Origin of the sequence: Streptococcus parasanguinis (genome assembly GCF_009717775.1) — a bacterium.
Taxonomy (GTDB): domain Bacteria; phylum Bacillota; class Bacilli; order Lactobacillales; family Streptococcaceae; genus Streptococcus; species Streptococcus parasanguinis_AG.
In genome coordinates, this window is record NZ_WMZF01000001.1 from 351,380 (window position 1) to 367,355 (window position 15,976).

At 45.4% G+C, this 15,976-nt stretch carries 16 protein-coding genes; 14 read left to right on the forward strand and 2 right to left on the reverse strand.

Features of this window, described 5'->3' with window-relative positions; translation table 11 throughout:
• Positions 1-100 precede the first annotated feature (100 nt).
• Positions 101-592, forward strand: a complete 492-nt coding sequence (locus GMC92_RS01790; protein ID WP_155199542.1) for a hypothetical protein — start codon at positions 101-103, stop codon at positions 590-592.
• 153 nt (positions 593-745) lie between these two features.
• A complete protein-coding gene (locus GMC92_RS01795) occupies positions 746-1,558 on the forward strand; it encodes a PrsW family glutamic-type intramembrane protease (protein ID WP_155199543.1) in 813 nt (270 codons plus the stop codon).
• A gap of 184 nt (positions 1,559-1,742) precedes the next feature.
• On the opposite strand, the gene mnmE is transcribed toward GMC92_RS01795, so the two are convergent.
• A complete protein-coding gene (gene mnmE / locus GMC92_RS01800) occupies positions 1,743-3,116 on the reverse strand; it encodes a tRNA uridine-5-carboxymethylaminomethyl(34) synthesis GTPase MnmE (RefSeq protein ID WP_045759367.1) in 1,374 nt (457 codons plus the stop codon).
• 162 nt (positions 3,117-3,278) lie between these two features.
• Here mnmE and rpiA point away from each other — a divergent pair, with 162 nt between their 5' ends.
• The 9 genes from rpiA to GMC92_RS01850 all read left to right on the forward strand — a co-directional run bounded on the left by rpiA (position 3,279) and on the right by GMC92_RS01850 (position 11,142).
• Positions 3,279-3,950 (forward strand): ribose-5-phosphate isomerase RpiA, encoded by a 672-nt coding sequence (gene rpiA, locus GMC92_RS01805; RefSeq protein ID WP_049497341.1) that lies wholly within the window; start codon positions 3,279-3,281, stop codon positions 3,948-3,950.
• Between the two features lie 248 nt (positions 3,951-4,198).
• Positions 4,199-5,410, forward strand: a complete 1,212-nt coding sequence (locus GMC92_RS01815) for a phosphopentomutase (RefSeq protein ID WP_129824785.1) — start codon at positions 4,199-4,201, stop codon at positions 5,408-5,410.
• Position 5,411: 1 nt separating this feature from the next.
• On the forward strand, positions 5,412-5,954 hold the full coding sequence (locus GMC92_RS01820) for a DUF1697 domain-containing protein (RefSeq protein ID WP_155199544.1): 543 nt from the start codon (positions 5,412-5,414) through the stop codon (positions 5,952-5,954).
• 13 nt (positions 5,955-5,967) lie between these two features.
• The gene (locus GMC92_RS01825) at positions 5,968-6,777 is read left to right on the forward strand and encodes a purine-nucleoside phosphorylase (protein WP_155199545.1); all 810 of its coding nucleotides are present in this window, start codon (positions 5,968-5,970) and stop codon (positions 6,775-6,777) included.
• Positions 6,778-6,782: 5 nt separating this feature from the next.
• Positions 6,783-8,015, forward strand: a complete 1,233-nt coding sequence (locus tag GMC92_RS01830) for a chloride channel protein (RefSeq protein WP_155199546.1) — start codon at positions 6,783-6,785, stop codon at positions 8,013-8,015.
• Positions 8,012-8,725, forward strand: a complete 714-nt coding sequence (locus GMC92_RS01835) for a type 1 glutamine amidotransferase (RefSeq protein WP_155199547.1) — start codon at positions 8,012-8,014, stop codon at positions 8,723-8,725. Before GMC92_RS01830 ends, GMC92_RS01835 begins: the two co-directional genes overlap by 4 nt.
• Positions 8,726-8,932: 207 nt before the next feature.
• Positions 8,933-9,643: a purine-nucleoside phosphorylase gene (deoD, locus tag GMC92_RS01840; protein WP_155199548.1), complete on the forward strand. Its 711-nt coding sequence runs from the start codon at positions 8,933-8,935 to the stop codon at positions 9,641-9,643.
• The gene (locus tag GMC92_RS01845) at positions 9,643-10,410 is read left to right on the forward strand and encodes a hypothetical protein (RefSeq protein ID WP_155199549.1); all 768 of its coding nucleotides are present in this window, start codon (positions 9,643-9,645) and stop codon (positions 10,408-10,410) included. The genes deoD and GMC92_RS01845 overlap by 1 nt, the downstream gene beginning before the upstream one ends.
• The gene (locus GMC92_RS01850; protein ID WP_155199550.1) at positions 10,411-11,142 is read left to right on the forward strand and encodes an NAD-dependent protein deacylase; all 732 of its coding nucleotides are present in this window, start codon (positions 10,411-10,413) and stop codon (positions 11,140-11,142) included. It begins immediately after the preceding gene.
• 183 nt (positions 11,143-11,325) lie between these two features.
• On the opposite strand, the gene GMC92_RS01860 is transcribed toward GMC92_RS01850, so the two are convergent.
• The gene (locus tag GMC92_RS01860) at positions 11,326-12,234 is read right to left on the reverse strand and encodes a LysR family transcriptional regulator (protein WP_003003594.1); all 909 of its coding nucleotides are present in this window, start codon (positions 12,232-12,234) and stop codon (positions 11,326-11,328) included.
• A gap of 243 nt (positions 12,235-12,477) precedes the next feature.
• Here GMC92_RS01860 and GMC92_RS01865 point away from each other — a divergent pair, with 243 nt between their 5' ends.
• From GMC92_RS01865 to GMC92_RS01875, 3 genes are all read left to right on the forward strand, one after another.
• Positions 12,478-13,914, forward strand: coding sequence for a DUF6688 domain-containing protein (locus GMC92_RS01865; RefSeq protein WP_155199551.1), 1,437 nt, complete (start codon positions 12,478-12,480; stop codon positions 13,912-13,914).
• Between the two features lie 184 nt (positions 13,915-14,098).
• Complete coding sequence (locus GMC92_RS01870) at positions 14,099-14,905, forward strand: dihydroorotate dehydrogenase electron transfer subunit (protein ID WP_155199552.1); 807 nt, start codon at positions 14,099-14,101, stop codon at positions 14,903-14,905.
• A gap of 9 nt (positions 14,906-14,914) precedes the next feature.
• On the forward strand, positions 14,915-15,853 hold the full coding sequence (locus GMC92_RS01875) for a dihydroorotate dehydrogenase (RefSeq protein WP_155199553.1): 939 nt from the start codon (positions 14,915-14,917) through the stop codon (positions 15,851-15,853).
• The last annotated feature ends 123 nt before the right edge of the window (positions 15,854-15,976 follow it).

Sequence of the window (15,976 nt, forward strand, 5' to 3'; positions counted from 1 at the left end):
TTATAAGATTAAAGGTTTGGTATATCTTTTACAGGAAGCTTATGCAATTTTGGTCAATTACAGGTCGTTTTCTACTTGTAAAAATAAAAGGAGAAAATCTATGAAAAAAACTATGCTTGCTACAGTGACCATTCTCTCGCTATTTCTGTCGTCGTGCGCGCAAAAAGAAGTGAAGAATGAAGACAAAAAAGAGCAGTCTACTGAACAGAATGTAAAAGATTCTACAAAGGAAAGTAAAGAATCAGTGGTCAAAGGGATGAATCAAGCCCCTACCTCATTGGTTGGAAATGAAAAACCTAATGTAGTATTTGCTTATATGCTTCAAAATCAAATCAATGGCGAAATTGAGATGGCGAGAGTGTATTATAATGAAGAGTATGTGATCCTTGTCTTCTCTGTATCAGAAAATATGCTATCTTTAGCAAATATAAATCCAAAAGATTATTGTAAGACGCTTTTTGATTTAAAAGAAGAGATAGTAAAGCAATACAATGCAACTCAAAACACACCAAGCAGTATAAAACTTAAAATATATGATAAAGACGAGAAGCTCTTGGCAACGGAGGAAAATGGAGCGTTGGTGATTAAGTAACTAAATTTAGTCAACCATTTGTCGCCATCTACGTTTTACATTTTTCTCACGAATCCACATTTATTGTTTTTTTAAGCTGATCCTGTTACAATGATACTATACGGAAAAGACTGGTCTTCCAGCCTTTTTCATTTCACCATAGAAAGGTCTTTTATGAAACGCAAATCGATTTTGTTTCTCTATTTACTCTTGCTAGCGATTGGCTTGGCTTATGAGACCCAGTCACTGACAGAAGGCTGGATGTCTGGTAGCCAGTACGGGATTGTGGGACTTTCAACCTTGATCCTTTTGGTCTATGCAATTCCTGCTGTCTGGGCTCTCTTTCATTTTGCTAAGAAGTGGAAGTTATCTTGGGTACCGGTTCTCTTTTCTTTATTAGGTGGGGGCTTTGTTGCCGGTTGGTTGTCTAGCTTTGCCAATACCTATTTCCATGACATGATTCAAGCGATCGCTCCAAATAGCGACTTTTGGAACCAGTACGAGAGTGCCATCGCTGCGCCACTCTTTGAGGAACCCTTTAAGTTGATCCCTATCTTCTTTGTCCTCTATTTGTTCAGTGTCCGTCGCATCAAGTCGATCTTCCTCTTGGCCATTGCCTCTGGTCTTGGTTTCCAGATCGTGGAGGACTTTGCCTATATCCGTCAGGATCTGCCGGAAGGTTTCTCTTACACGGTATCAGGGATTCTCGGTCGTGTGGCTAATGCGCCTATGTCTCACTGGGTCTACACAGGTCTTGTTATGCTAGGGCTCTTCCTAATTGTCCAAGCAAGCAGAGGACGCAAGGACCTAGCTCTAGCAGGCTGGGGATATTTAGTAGCTGGGTTTGGACTCCATTTTGTTGGCAATTCACCTTTCTCACAAATCGTGACCGAGTTGCCGATTGCGATTCCAGTCTTGAATGCTACTGGGCTCTTCCTGATCTACCAAGCTTATCAGACTGTCGAGCGATTAGAACAAGCAAAATAAAAACAAAAAAAGAATGCGTATGTTTGCACACATACGCATTTTTGTTATTTTGGACACATTGTTTTTCTAGTTTTGAATAAACTGGGTGATCCTATAGCTGTAAAATAAAAGCTATTTTGAAAGAAATATTTGAGAGTATCCGCAGTGAGAAAAGTTTCTAAGAGTATATGATCTTAAAATGGATTTATTTTCCAAGACAGAACTGGCTGAAGAGTTGGGTGATGAGCTCATCTGGAGCAGCATCCCCTGTGATTTCTCCGAGGATTTCCCAAGTTCGGGTGAGATCGACTTGGAGCAGGTCGACCGGCATACCGAGGGCCAAGCCTTCGTTGACCGCTTGCAGACTTTCAACAGCTTTCTCGATGAGAGAGATGTGACGAGCATTAGAAAGATAAGTTGCATCTTGCTCAACCAGCCCAGCATTTTCGAAGAAGAGAGCGTTAATCCGGTCTTCGATTTGATCGATGTTTTGGTTTTTCAGAACGGAAATCTTGATGTAATCTTCCGGCAGTTGGTCGATTTCGATCTTCTCTGGGAGGTCGACCTTATTGAGGAGAATGATGCGGTTGCTATCTTGAGAGATTTCAAGGAGTTGGCGATCTTGATCAGTCAAGGGCTCGCTAGCATTGAGGACGAGGAGGACTAGATCAGCTTCCTTGAGGGCTTTTTTCGAACGTTCTACACCAATTTGCTCAACGATGTCTTCGGTCTCACGGATCCCGGCCGTATCGACTAGTTTGAGAGGAACGCCGTTGATGTTGACGTATTCCTCGATAACGTCACGGGTGGTTCCTTCGATATCGGTCACGATGGCTTTTTCCTCGCGAAGAAGATTATTGAGGAGGCTGGACTTGCCGACATTTGGACGACCGATGATAGCAGTAGAGATCCCTTCACGCAAGATCTTACCGCGACGGGCAGTCTTGAGAAGGTTGGTCAAGAGGGCTTCAAATTCACTGGTCTTTTCGCGGATGATCTCAGTGGTTGCTTCTTCGACATCATCGTACTCAGGATAGTCGATATTGACTTCAACCTGGGCCAGGGTATTGAGGATCTCTTGGCGCGTGTTGTTGATGAGGTCAGACAGGGAACCATCAAGTTGTTTCACGGCGATGTTCATAGCCTTGTCGGTCTTGGCGCGAATAATATCCATGACGGCCTCAGCTTGGGTTAAATCGACCCGACCATTCAGAAAGGCCCGCTTGGTAAATTCACCAGGTTCAGCCAAACGAGCTCCTTCACGGATGACCAGCTGCAGGATTTCATTGGTTACGGCAATCCCGCCGTGGGTATTGATCTCGATGATGTCTTCACGGGTGAAGGTCTTCGGCGAGCGCATGGCTCCAACCATGACTTCGTCAAGAATCTCGTCCTTATCTGGATCCACGATATGACCGTAGTTGAGCGTGTGGCTTGCGACCTTGCTTAGATCTTTACCTTTGAAGATCTTTTGCGCAATGGCAAAGCTGTCTGTCCCGCTCAAGCGGACAATCCCGATCGCCCCCTCACCGAGAGGAGTTGAGATGGCAGCGATGGTATCAAATTCTTTAGTAATCATGTCATTTCTCTTTTCCTGTAGATTCATCTCTATTCTATCGTAAAGTCAGCGGACGGGCAAGATTTTGCTTTTAGAACTAAATGATGGAAAGGTTTTCAAATAATTAGTGAAATCTCTTACAGAATATGCTATACTGTAATAGAATATAAAAGGAGGTCTATGATGGTAAACCTAAAGGAACAGGTAGGAATTAAAGCGGCTGAGTTTGTCAAAGACGGCATGATTGTCGGTCTCGGTACAGGGTCAACTGCTTATTATTTTGTGGCTGAATTGGGTCGTCGCATCAAAGAAGAAGGCTTGCAGATCACAGCTGTCACGACGTCAAGTGTGACCTATGATCAGGCTGAAAGTTTAGGCATCCCGCTCAAGGCTATCGACGATGTCGAAGTGGTCGATGTGACAGTGGATGGCGCAGATGAAGTGGATCCTCAATTGAATGGGATCAAAGGTGGCGGTGGTGCTCTCCTCATGGAAAAGATCGTCGCAACCAATTCTAAAGACTGCATTTGGATCGTGGATGAATCCAAACAAGTTGCAACTCTTGGGGCTTTCAAACTTCCAGTGGAAGTAGTGCAATACGGAGCTGAAAATCTCTTCCGTCACTTTGAGCAAAAAGGTTACCATCCTGCTTTCCGTATCGCGGATGACCAACGTTTTGTCACCGACCAAGGCAACTTTATCATTGACTTGGATCTCAAGGTGATCGAGGATGCAGAAGCTCTAGCCAATGAACTGGATCACACCGTCGGCGTCGTAGAGCATGGTTTATTCTTGAACATGATTTCAAAAGTGATTGTAGGGACACCAGATGGCCCTGTCATCATTGAAAAATAGAGAGTGGGACAGAAATCGGTTATTCGTTAGAATTCGATTTCGTTGTCCCACCTCCGCACAGTTGAGTAGGGCTGTAAAAGCTGATGAAATCAGCGTAGTAGAGCCCACTCAACCACTGCGTCTTGCTCGACAATCCAAAAATAATTGAGAGGCTAGGACTTTTGTCCCAGCCTCGGATCAAAGAACGGCTCTCTTCTTATAGGGATATGGTATAATATAGCTAGTTTAATAAAGGAAAGAGGCAGTATATGTCAAAATTTAAACGCATGCACTTAGTTGTGCTGGATTCAGTTGGGATCGGTGCTGCACCAGATGCCAATAACTTTGTCAATGCAGGTGTTCCAGATGGAGCATCTGATACATTGGGCCACATCTCTAAAACCGTCGGTTTGAATGTGCCAAACATGGCGAAAATCGGTCTTGGAAATATTCCTCGTGAAGTACCATTGAAGACTGTGCCAGCTGAAAGCAACCCAACTGGCTATGCGACAAAATTGCAAGAAGTTTCTCTTGGGAAAGACACCATGACTGGTCACTGGGAAATCATGGGGCTCAACATTACAGAACCCTTTGATACTTTCTGGAATGGATTCCCAGAAGAAATTATTACAAAGATTGAAGAATTCTCAGGACGTAAGGTTATCCGTGAAGCCAACAAACCTTATTCTGGTACGGCGGTCATCGATGACTTTGGACCACGTCAAATGGAAACTGGTGAGTTGATCATTTATACATCAGCAGACCCTGTGCTTCAAATTGCAGCTCACGAAGACATTATTCCTTTGGATGAACTCTACCGTATCTGTGAATACGCTCGTTCCATCACTTTGGAACGTCCAGCTCTTCTAGGCCGTATCATTGCTCGTCCTTATGTTGGGGAACCTGGAAACTTCACACGTACAGCCAACCGTCGTGACTTAGCTGTTTCACCATTTGCGCCAACTGTTTTGGACAAGTTGAACGAAGCTGGTATCGATACTTATGCAGTTGGTAAGATCAACGATATCTTCAACGGAGCTGGTATCAACCACGATATGGGACACAACAAATCAAATAGCCACGGTATGGATACCTTGATTAAGACCATGGGACTTCCTGAGTTCCAAGAAGGGTTCTCATTTACTAACTTGGTAGACTTTGATGCTCTTTACGGACACCGTCGCAATGCGCACGGCTACCGCGATTGCTTGCATGAGTTCGATGAGCGTTTGCCAGAAATCATCGCAGCCATGCGTGAAGACGATCTCTTGATGATTACGGCTGACCATGGTAACGACCCAACCTACGCTGGTACTGACCATACGCGTGAATACATCCCATTCTTGGCTTATAGCCCATCTTTCAAAGGCAATGGCGTGATTCCGGTTGGCCACTTTGCGGATATCTCAGCTACTGTGGCGGAAAACTTTGGTGTTGAGAAAGCCATGATCGGAGAAAGCTTCTTAGATAAATTGGTCTAAGATGATGCGCTTTGCTCTCCTCGTAAGAGGAATCAATGTTGGCGGCAAAAACAAAGTGGTCATGGGGCAACTTCGTCAAGAATTGACGGAGCTGGGATTGGAACAAGTGGAAACCTACATCAACAGTGGCAATATCTTCTTTACGACAGGTCTTTCTCAATCTCAGTTAGTAGAGTGCCTGTCGACCTTCTTTGAGAATCACTATCCCTTTATTGAACGCTTTTCTCTCCTGAGTCGAGAAGACTATGAAGCAGAATGTGCAAACCTACCGCAATGGTGGACAGAAGAGATGGCTCGTAAGGATGTGCTCTTTTACACCGAGGGCTTGGATAGGGAATCCGTAGAAGAGAAGTTGCTTGCTTTGAAGCTAGGAGATGAAGTGCTTCACCTTGGCAAAACAGCGGTTTTCTGGGGCAAATTCTCAGAAGCAAGCTACGCTAAAACCGCCTACCACAAATATCTGATGAAGATGCCTTTCTATCGTCAGATCACTATTCGCAACGTTAACACCTTTGACAAAATTGGCACATTACTTAAGAAATAAAAGGAGATACACAATGACATTGTTAGCAAAAATCAATGAAACAGCTGCTTTCTTGAAGGGCAAAGGAATGGAAGCGCCTGAGTTTGGCTTGATCCTTGGATCAGGTTTGGGTGAACTGGCTGAAGAAATCGAAAATGCAGTCGTAGTAGACTACTCTGAGATTCCAAACTGGGGTCGTTCGACAGTCGTCGGCCATGCTGGTAAATTGGTTTATGGTGATCTTGCTGGACGTAAAGTCTTAGCTCTTCAAGGTCGTTTCCACTTCTACGAAGGAAACCCATTGGAAGTGGTGACTTTCCCAGTTCGTGTCATGAAAGTTTTGGGATGTGAAGGAGTGCTTGTCACCAACGCTGCCGGTGGTATCGGATTTGGTCCTGGTAGCTTGATGGCTATCTCAGACCATATCAACATGACTGGTCAAAACCCATTGATCGGTGAAAACTTGGATGACTTTGGTCCACGTTTCCCTGATATGTCGAAAGCTTACACTCCAGAATACCGTGAGACTGCTCATCAAGTAGCAGACAAATTGGGCATTAAACTGGATGATGGGGTTTATATCGGTGTGACAGGTCCAACTTATGAAACTCCGGCTGAAATCCGTGCCTATAAGACTCTTGGTGCAGATGCTGTCGGTATGTCAACGGTTCCTGAAGTTATCATTGCGGCTCACTCTGGTTTGAAAGTTCTTGGTATTTCATGTATTACCAACTTTGCGGCTGGTTTCCAAGAAGAACTTAACCACGAAGAAGTAGTGGAAGTGACGGAGCGCGTCAAAGACGACTTCAAAGGCTTGCTGACAGCGATTCTGGCTGAATTGTAAGAACTATGAAAGCAAGACTCCAAAGGCTGCCTTACGGACTGAGGTTGCTTCTAGCCTCTCTATCATTGGGGATAGGGACGGGTCTGGTCGGAATTGCCTGTCATTATCTACTAGAAGGTGTGCAAGGACTGGCCTTTGGCCAAGATAAGGGGGACTTGCTTCAGCAATTTAATCACGCTGGAGGTTTCCGTAGATTCCTTGTCCTAGGTGTGACAGGGGTCTTGGCAGCAGGTTTCTGGTATATTCTGCAACGGCGCTATAAAATTCTCTCTATTCGTAGGCAAATTGACCTAGCTGGAGATAGGGAGCCAGCGTTCTTAGCCCACCTCCTTCATGCAGGGATGCAGGTTGCGATTGTTGGAGCAGGTGCATCGGTCGGAAAAGAAGGAGCCCCACGAGAGGTCGGGGCTCTTCTAGCTGGTCGATTGGGCAAAGCCTTCTCCTTGGCAATCAAAGAGCGAAAAGTTTTAATCGCCTGTGGTGCGGGAGCTGGCTTAGCCGCAGTCTATCAGGTTCCCTTTGCTAGTAGCTTGTTCGTCTTTGAGACCTTAGGACTTGCCTACAGTTGGCAGAACCTTCTGCTGGTTTTGACAAGTACTTATCTGGCAACCTGGGTGGCCCAGCCTATCGTTGGGCACGGTTCTATTTATCATATGTCGCTAGTCCATTGGTCGGCCAGCAGTTTCTTGCAGGCGATTCTGATTGCTTTATTGGTTACTCCATTTGCGCTAGGCTTTCGATCTTTAGCTAAACGCGCAGGTCGCAAACGACGGAAGGATGGAACAATTCTTTGGGCTCTTCCTCTAGCCTTTCTTGTGCTGGGGAGCCTAGTAGCCTTTTACCCCATCTTTATGGGAAATGGTCAGGTACTAGCCCAGACCTTGTTGTCTAGTCAGCCGATTCCCTATCTTCCATTGACTCTTGCAGTGAAGGGGATTCTGGTTTGTTTCCTCTTGCGTAATGGTGCCTATGGGGGAACCTTGACGCCATCATTTGCCTTAGGAATAGGGTCCGGTTACTTAGGGACTTTATTGATGACAGTCGTTGGAATTCATTTAGATCCTGCTCTCGGGATGCTACTTGGTGCGACCGTCTTTTTAGGAACGACCCTACAAGCTCCTTTGACAGCTATTGCCCTGAGCCTTGGATTTACAGGGCAGTCTTTAAGTTTAACAATCCCGCTTGTACTTGCAACAGGTGTGTCTTACGTGATTCGAATGAGATGGGAGAAGAGATGATGAAGGTACATTTTGTACTGCATGAAACATTTGAAGTGCCGGGCGCTTATCTAAAATGGGCGCAGGAGCGTGGTCATCAGGTGACTACGACCAAAGTCTATGAGAATGAAGCCCTACCTGAGACTGTGGATGAGATCGACTTTTTGATCGTCATGGGAGGACCTCAATCGCCAGATGAAGATCGGGAAGTTTTTCCATACTACGATCCTCAGGCAGAGATCGAGTTGATTCAAAAAGCCATGAAGGCAGATCGTTACATTGTTGGGGTCTGTCTGGGGGCGCAGCTCCTGTCTGTTGCTTATGGCGCAGAGTATGAACACAGTCCTGAGCGCGAGATCGGCGTTTATCCTGTGACCTTGACACCGGATGGTCTAACAGATCCGCATGTCCGCTTGTTGGGAGAAACTCTTGAAACCGGTCACTGGCATGGCGATATGCCAGGATTGACAGAGGATGCTGTCGTTCTTGCGACCAGTCAAGGTTGTCCACGTCAGATGATTCGCTTTAGTCCTAAACACTATGCCTTCCAAGCCCACTTGGAATTTGATCCAGAAGCAGTCGATCTCTTGATTGCTGCAGACGGTGAAGCTGTTTTGGAAGAACAAAGTCAAAAACTGACCTTTGTTCAAAAACCGGAAGCCATTCGTGCTTACGATTATCGCGAAATGAATGCCAAACTCTATGCATTTTTGGACTCATTAACAAATTAAATAAAAAAGAAAGGTAGAGCATGTGTTCTGATTTGAACACGAGCGGAAAGCTTTTCAAAACAAAAAATGAAAGGAAGGGCAGTTCGGGTTTGAATTGAACCCGGGCTAGAGGCTGTGTAAAAAAGATAAATCCTCCTAGATGCGAGGCATCTTTGTCGGATTTCCTATTTTTACTTTGCCTCTTTAACGCCCTTGGTATCTTATATTATGTCTATCCATATTGCTGCTAAGCAAGGTGAAATTGCTGATAAAATTCTTCTTCCTGGGGATCCTCTTCGTGCGAAATTTATCGCTGAGAATTTCCTTGAGGACGCTGTTTGCTTCAACGAAGTCCGTAACATGTTTGGTTACACAGGGACTTACAAGGGTCACCGTGTTTCTGTCATGGGAACTGGGATGGGGATGTCATCGATCTCTATTTATGCGCGTGAGTTGATCGTCGACTACGGCGTGAAGAAATTGATCCGTGTAGGAACTGCTGGTTCTTTGAACGAGGATGTCCATGTCCGTGAATTGGTCTTGGCGCAAGCAGCCGCAACCAACTCAAACATCATCCGTAACGACTGGCCTCAATTTGATTTCCCTCAAATCGCTAGCTTTGATCTTTTGGACAAGGCTTACCACATTGCCAAAGACCTCGGTATGACAACCCACGTCGGAAATGTCTTGTCATCAGACGTTTTCTATTCAAACTATGGTGAAAAGAACATCGAGCTTGGTAAATGGGGTGTGAAAGCTGTAGAAATGGAAGCAGCGGCTCTTTACTATCTTGCCGCCCAACACCACGTCGATGCGCTGGCTATCATGACGATTTCAGACAGTTTGGTTAATCCAGATGAGGATACAACCGCTGAAGAACGCCAAAATACGTTCACAGACATGATGAAAGTTGGTCTTGAGACCTTGATTGCAGACTAATGACAGAATACCTTCATGATGAATGGCTCTACGATCTCCAAAATTATCACTACAGCCGGGCTCTGCGCTCTATCAAGCAGCAGGAAGAAGTACCGGATTTGTTGGTGAGCTTACTGCAGTTAATGGCCGAGCGTCGAGAGCTCAATATCCAACCCGTCATGAATCAAAAGTTGAGAACCGAGTTGCTAGAAGCGACTGGTTTTCAGCTTTTTTGGCATGAAGATCAAGAAGATGAACAGTTGGCCAACTACCTTTATGATCTCGAAGCGAAGTTGAGAAATGAACAGATTATCGACTTTATTCGTGCCGTTAGCCCAGCCATCTATCGGATTTTTATGCGATTGATTCAGTTGAAAATTCCTGATATTACCAACTATATCCATAACTCCAAAGAATCCAGTTATGACCGTTGGAAATTTGAGAGTCTGCATGCGTCAGACAATCCTATCCTGCAGCAATTCCACAGCGAAAGTGTGGTCAATTCATCCAGTTTAACGGAGTTGATTGTGCAGTTGGACTTGCCAGATAGCGTCAAAGTTGCGTCTCAGCAATTGCGAGAGCTAGAAAAATCCGTTCGCAACCCCTTGGCCCATTTGATCAAGCCCTTTGATGAGGAAGAGCTCCATCGGACGACGGGTTTCTCTTCTCAGGATTTTATGAAGAATTTGATTGATCTTGCGAGCTACACAGGCATTCATTATGATCAAGTTAACTTTTATTTTGATCAGGCCAATGCTGTCATGGAAGAGCTACTAAAGGAGAACTAGATGGATAAGATTGCTCAACTACAGGAGATGATTGATCAGAGTCAACGGATCGTTTTTTTCGGTGGGGCAGGAGTTTCTACGGAGTCAAATATTCCGGATTTTCGGAGCTCAGATGGTGTCTATAGTGTTCAGGTAGGACAGCATTTGACAGCCGAGCAATTGGTCTCACATACCATGTTTGAGCGCTATCCGGAGGACTTTTTCGACTTCTATAAGAATTACCTGCTCTATCCCGATGCCAAGCCCAATGCAGCCCATCGGTATCTGGCTCGTCTTGAAGAAGCTGGTAAGCTAAAGGCAGTGGTGACACAAAATATCGATAGTCTCCATGAAATGGCGGGGTCTAAGAAAGTCTTGAAACTCCATGGTAGTGCTGACCGTAATTACTGTACGGGTTGCCAGCAATTTTATGATTTAGAGGCCTTTCTAGCTTTGGAAGGCCCGGTTCCACACTGTTTGGACTGTGGCAAGGTGGTCAAGCCTGATGTGACCCTCTACGAGGAGCCTCTCGATATGGAGGTCTTTAGTCAAGCAGCCCAAGCCATCCAGGCGGCTGATCTTCTCATTATCGGCGGGACCTCCCTTGTGGTCTACCCAGCAGCCAGCCTGATCCAGTATTTCCGAGGGAAGAAGCTGGTTGTCATCAATAAAACCAGTATCCCACAAGACAAGCAAGCAGACCTAGTTATCGAAGGAAAAATTGGGGAAGTCTTTTCACAATTAAGACAATAAAAAGAGAGTGGGACAGAAATCGGTAATTCGTTAGAATTCGATTTCGTCGTCCCACCTCCGCACAGTTGAGTAGGGCTGTAAAAGCTGATGAAATCAGCGTAGTAGAGCCCACTCAACCACTGCGTCTTGCTCGACAATCCAAAAATAATTGAGAGGCTAGGACTTTTGTCCCAGCCTCCTTTTTTACTTATCAAACTTCACTTCCTCAAGCAAGTACTCGATGAATTTTTCTCCCATTTTTGAGAGGGCCGTTTTTTCATGTTTGATGTAGACCAGCTCAATCGGGTCTTCGATATCAAGGGGAATGGAGACGATGTTATTTCCGTTGAGATTGCTATTGAGGATCCCGGTCGCAATGGTGTAGCCATCCAGACCAATCAAGAGATTAAAGAGGGTTGCCCGGTCACTGACGACGATGGATTTCTTATGATGCTCTTGAGAGAGAATCTCTTCTGAGAAGTAGAAGGAGTTGTGGGTTCCTTGGTCATAGCTAAGGTATGGGAAATCTTCCAGATCAGACAAGTGAACGATCTCCTTCTTGGCAAGAGGATTGGTTTTGCTGACAAAGATATGAGGCTGTGCTGTAAAGAGGTGGGTGGCAATCAGGTGATTATCATCCAACATCTTAGAGAGGACATCTCGGTTGTAGCTATTCAAAAAGAGTACGCCAACCTCGCTTCGGAAATTCTTGACGTCATCGATGATCTCCCAAGTCCGCGTCTCCCGTAGGAAGAGCTCGTATTTTTCCATGTCGCTTTTCTTCAATAGAGAAACGAAGGCCTCAACCACGAAGGCATAGTGCTGTGAAGAGACACTGAAAAGCTCACGAGAACCCACGGGATTTTTATAGCGCTCGGACAAGAGGTCAATCTGCTCCACCACCTGGCGGGCATAAGAGAGGAACTCCATCCCATCGCGGGTCAAAGTGATCCCTTTAGGATTCCGGATAAAGATTTCAATCCCCATCTCATTTTCCAAGTCCTTAACGGCATTGGAAAGGCTAGGTTGCGTGATGAAGAGTTGTTTTGCGGCCTCATTCATAGAGCCGGTTTCGACGATTTTGATAATGTATTGTAATTGTTGTATTCTCATGCTTTTATTTTAACATAAAAAAGCGCGATTTTCCCGTAAAATGTGGTCTTTCAAGGACTATATAGGATAATGACACAGGCTGAGGTAGGTAATAAGAAGTAGGCTAGATCAAATATTTAAAAAATAGAAAATTGGAAACAAAATCTCCATCTGGGGACTGATTTTGATGGAAAAATACAGTTTTGCCTTGCTTAAGGTAAGATTCGATTGATAGAATGGTAAAAAAATGATTGAGGAGATCTTATGAAAAAACTAGTGTCCTGGTATAAGAAAAAGGATAAGGAATTGGAAACCCATTTCACAGCCGGTCTGTTGCAGATCAATTTTGTGACCAATGCACTGATTCTATTGGCCTTTTACATTTATTTTGTGGTTAGTGAGTCGATCTATGCAATAAAGGATCCATTCATTCAATTTAGTGTTTGGGAGATCGTTTCCTTTACGATGAAGATCTTACCCTACGGTCTAATCATAGCCCTATTTGTCCCCAATATTTTTGTCATCATTTATGGGATTGGTCGGTGGTCTAGCCTCCAGTTCAAAGAATCTGAGGAAGAAGCTCTCGAAGATCCTGATTTGTTTGAAGATAGAATTCCAAAGGAAGGAGAAGGGACAAGAGAAGATGACGCATTCCTTATGAAAGAAAGGCAAGAATCACCTAGTCCTAAGCCTATCAAAAAGAAAAAGCAACAGCCTACCATTGTTCTTTGGTTTGGACTCTTTGGTTGCTTTCTCGAAGCGATTTTCATTTACATCGTCAAGGAGATGACTTTTTACGATTGGAGTGAGAGTTTGGTCAATTCTCAGAAGCATGCCCTGATCTGGTCTGGCGCCTATCCGACCTTCTTCACACTGGCAGCTCTTACTTTACTAGCCTTGATCATCTATTCCTACAGAGATGCGAATTCACTCTCGCCGTTAGCAAATGTCTTCTGCATCAGTGGCATTCTAGGAGGTGTGGTTCTTCTCTTAGTTTTCGATAATCAACTGCAGGTAGCAAGTTTTCACACCTTTTTCTTACTGATCTATTCCATCCATCTCTTATGGCTTCGCATTAAGGAGTGGCAGGAAGATCGAACAGAGATAAGCTATGAGAATCGTCTGCTTCAGTTTTTCCATCGGCTCTTAAACAAGTCGCGTAACTGGCCATGGCTAGCGGTCCTTGTCGCTCTTCCAACTCTTGCTCTTGTTGTCCTTGTTCTCATGCTCTTTGGGCAGCAACCGGATTCCATGATCAAGGCCTGGACCAATACAGCTGACTGGGCCTTCTCACAGAAGATCCCCCCTCAAAATCTCATCATTGATGAGCATTATCTCTGTACGGTTGCGGCTGGTGGGCATGAAAAAGTTGTCAAGCCCCAGCGGATGGGTGTCCGCCACGGCCATCCAGTTGTTGTCAATCGCCAGCTTTGTATTGCCAATGCCTTTGAGCAGGTGTTAGAAGAAAAGACGCCACGATTCCATCGCTTCTTGCGTCGCAATTACGACCGCTATGGCTATCCCTTTGCCAAACATATCAAGAAGAAATGGGCTATGGACCTGATCTATTACCTGATGAAACCCTTGGAATGGCTCTTTTTACTGGTTCTCTATCTAGTCGATCGCAAGCCTGAAAACCGAATCGCCATGCAATACATTAAACCGATCCCAGAAGATTTTGATCCTAAGAAAGCTTCCTGAGTTACTGATTTTACTTGACAAGCGATAAGGAGCGCGATATAATGAGACAAATTTAACCTTTAAGAGGTCCAGAGAGGCCTGCAAGGAAAGACAGAAAAAAGATCAGCGGACGGTGTCTAGCTGATCATTTGTAGGGCCTTGCTTTTGCGAGGTCTTTTTTGCTGAAAGAAAGAAGAGGATTTCAATGGTCAGTGACAGTTGTAAAAAACGCTTTGGTAAAATAATGATGGAAGAGATGGAGCTGGTTGCTCAAGAGGAGATCGCCCCACGCATCTATTCTATGATCTTGAAGGGGGAAATGGTGGCGCAGATGCTTCCAGGTCAATTCCTTCATATCCGCGTCCCCGATGGGTCCAAGCTGCTTCGCCGTCCGATTTCAATTTCTGAGATTGACCGTAAGACACAGACGTGTCGCTTGATCTACCGCATCGAAGGTGGGGGGACAGCTATCTTTTCCCAATTGCCAATCGGTAGCAAACTCAGTGTCATGGGGCCTCAGGGAAATGGCTTTGATCTCACCAATCTCGGCCAAGGTCAGAAAGCCTTGATCATCGGTGGCGGTATCGGTGTTCCTCCTTTGGTCCAAGTGGCCAAACAACTCCATGAGCAAGGGGTGGAAGTTGAAGTGGTTGTCGGCTTTGCGACCAAAGAAGCCGTTATTTTGGAAGAAGAGCTTTCTCAGGTGGCTCATGTCACTGTAACGACAGATGATGGTTCTTATGGCACCAAGGGCTATGTTTCAACCATCGTTGATCAGATGGACCAGGAGTTTGACGCTATCTATTCTTGTGGAGCACCTGGCATGCTCAAATATGTCAATACCAAATTCCATGACCATCCCCGCGCCTACATTTCCATGGAATCGCGTATGGCCTGTGGGATGGGGGCTTGCTATGCCTGTGTAGTGCATCTGGAAAATGAAAGCCAAGCAGCCAATAAGCGCGTGTGTGAAGACGGACCGGTCTTTGAAACCGGTACGATTGTGATGTAGGAGGATCTTATGACAGCAAATCGACTAGCCGTATCCTTACCTGGTTTAGACTTGAAAAACCCGATTATTCCGGCATCTGGCTGTTTTGGCTTTGGTCAAGAATATGCCAAATACTATGACTTAGACCTGCTTGGATCCATCATGATCAAGGCGACAACTGCTGAGGCACGCTTCGGAAATCCGACTCCACGAGTTGCTGAGACACCGGCAGGCATGCTCAATGCCATTGGCCTCCAAAATCCAGGCGTAGACGTGGTCCTAGCAGAGAAACTCCCTTGGTTGGCCCAACATTATCCAGACCTACCGATTATTGCCAACGTAGCCGGCTTCTCCAATGAAGAGTATGCAACGGTATCTAGGAAGATCTCGCAAGCACCAAATGTCAAGGCCATTGAGCTCAATATCTCTTGTCCAAACGTAGACCATGGGAACAACGGCCTCTTAATCGGGCAGGTTCCTGAGTTGGCCTATGCGGCTGTGAAAGCAGCGGTAGAAGCGTCCTCCGTCCCTGTCTATGTCAAGTTAACGCCTAGTGTGGCAGACATCACGCAGGTCGCAAAAGCAGCAGAAGATGCAGGGGCGACTGGCTTAACCATGATCAATACCTTGGTTGGGATGCGCTTTGACCTCAAGACTGGTAAGCCCATCATTGCCAATGGCACAGGAGGTATGTCGGGACCAGCTGTTTTTCCAGTTGCATTAAAACTCATCCGTCAGGTTGCCCAATCCACTAAACTTCCGATTATCGGAATGGGAGGTGTGGATTCAGCAGAAGCAGCCATAGAAATGATGATTGCAGGTGCCTCTGCGATTGGAGTTGGGACTGCTAATTTCACTGATCCTTATGCATGTCCAACCATCATCGAAGATCTGCCACAGGTCATGGATCGCTATGGTATTGACACCCTTGAGAACTTCCGTAAGCATGTACGGGAAAATCTACTGTAAATCCTTGACTTTTCCCAAATATCGTACTACAATAAATAAAAACCTTTAAAGCAGTCCAGAGAGGCTCCTAAGGTCTAGACGGTGAATCATGGTAGTTGTTCCTACCTAATTTTCGTGTAACCT

Excerpts from the sequence above, each read along its gene's own strand:
- GMC92_RS01865 (WP_155199551.1), top strand. The coding sequence starts at position 12,478 with ATGAAAAAACTAGTGTCCTGGTATAAGAAAAAGGATAAGGAATTGGAA.
- GMC92_RS01790 (WP_155199542.1), top strand. The coding sequence starts at position 101 with ATGAAAAAAACTATGCTTGCTACAGTGACCATTCTCTCGCTATTTCTG.
- GMC92_RS01845 (WP_155199549.1), top strand. The coding sequence starts at position 9,643 with ATGACAGAATACCTTCATGATGAATGGCTCTACGATCTCCAAAATTAT.
- GMC92_RS01825 (WP_155199545.1), top strand. The coding sequence starts at position 5,968 with ATGACATTGTTAGCAAAAATCAATGAAACAGCTGCTTTCTTGAAGGGC.
- GMC92_RS01830 (WP_155199546.1), top strand. The coding sequence starts at position 6,783 with ATGAAAGCAAGACTCCAAAGGCTGCCTTACGGACTGAGGTTGCTTCTA.
- GMC92_RS01850 (WP_155199550.1), top strand. The coding sequence starts at position 10,411 with ATGGATAAGATTGCTCAACTACAGGAGATGATTGATCAGAGTCAACGG.
- rpiA (WP_049497341.1), top strand. The coding sequence starts at position 3,279 with ATGGTAAACCTAAAGGAACAGGTAGGAATTAAAGCGGCTGAGTTTGTC.
- deoD (WP_155199548.1), top strand. The coding sequence starts at position 8,933 with ATGTCTATCCATATTGCTGCTAAGCAAGGTGAAATTGCTGATAAAATT.
- GMC92_RS01815 (WP_129824785.1), top strand. The coding sequence starts at position 4,199 with ATGTCAAAATTTAAACGCATGCACTTAGTTGTGCTGGATTCAGTTGGG.
- GMC92_RS01820 (WP_155199544.1), top strand. The coding sequence starts at position 5,412 with ATGATGCGCTTTGCTCTCCTCGTAAGAGGAATCAATGTTGGCGGCAAA.
- GMC92_RS01875 (WP_155199553.1), top strand. The coding sequence starts at position 14,915 with ATGACAGCAAATCGACTAGCCGTATCCTTACCTGGTTTAGACTTGAAA.
- GMC92_RS01835 (WP_155199547.1), top strand. The coding sequence starts at position 8,012 with ATGATGAAGGTACATTTTGTACTGCATGAAACATTTGAAGTGCCGGGC.
- mnmE (WP_045759367.1), bottom strand. The coding sequence starts at position 3,116 with ATGATTACTAAAGAATTTGATACCATCGCTGCCATCTCAACTCCTCTC.
- GMC92_RS01795 (WP_155199543.1), top strand. The coding sequence starts at position 746 with ATGAAACGCAAATCGATTTTGTTTCTCTATTTACTCTTGCTAGCGATT.
- GMC92_RS01860 (WP_003003594.1), bottom strand. The coding sequence starts at position 12,234 with ATGAGAATACAACAATTACAATACATTATCAAAATCGTCGAAACCGGC.
- GMC92_RS01870 (WP_155199552.1), top strand. The coding sequence starts at position 14,099 with ATGGTCAGTGACAGTTGTAAAAAACGCTTTGGTAAAATAATGATGGAA.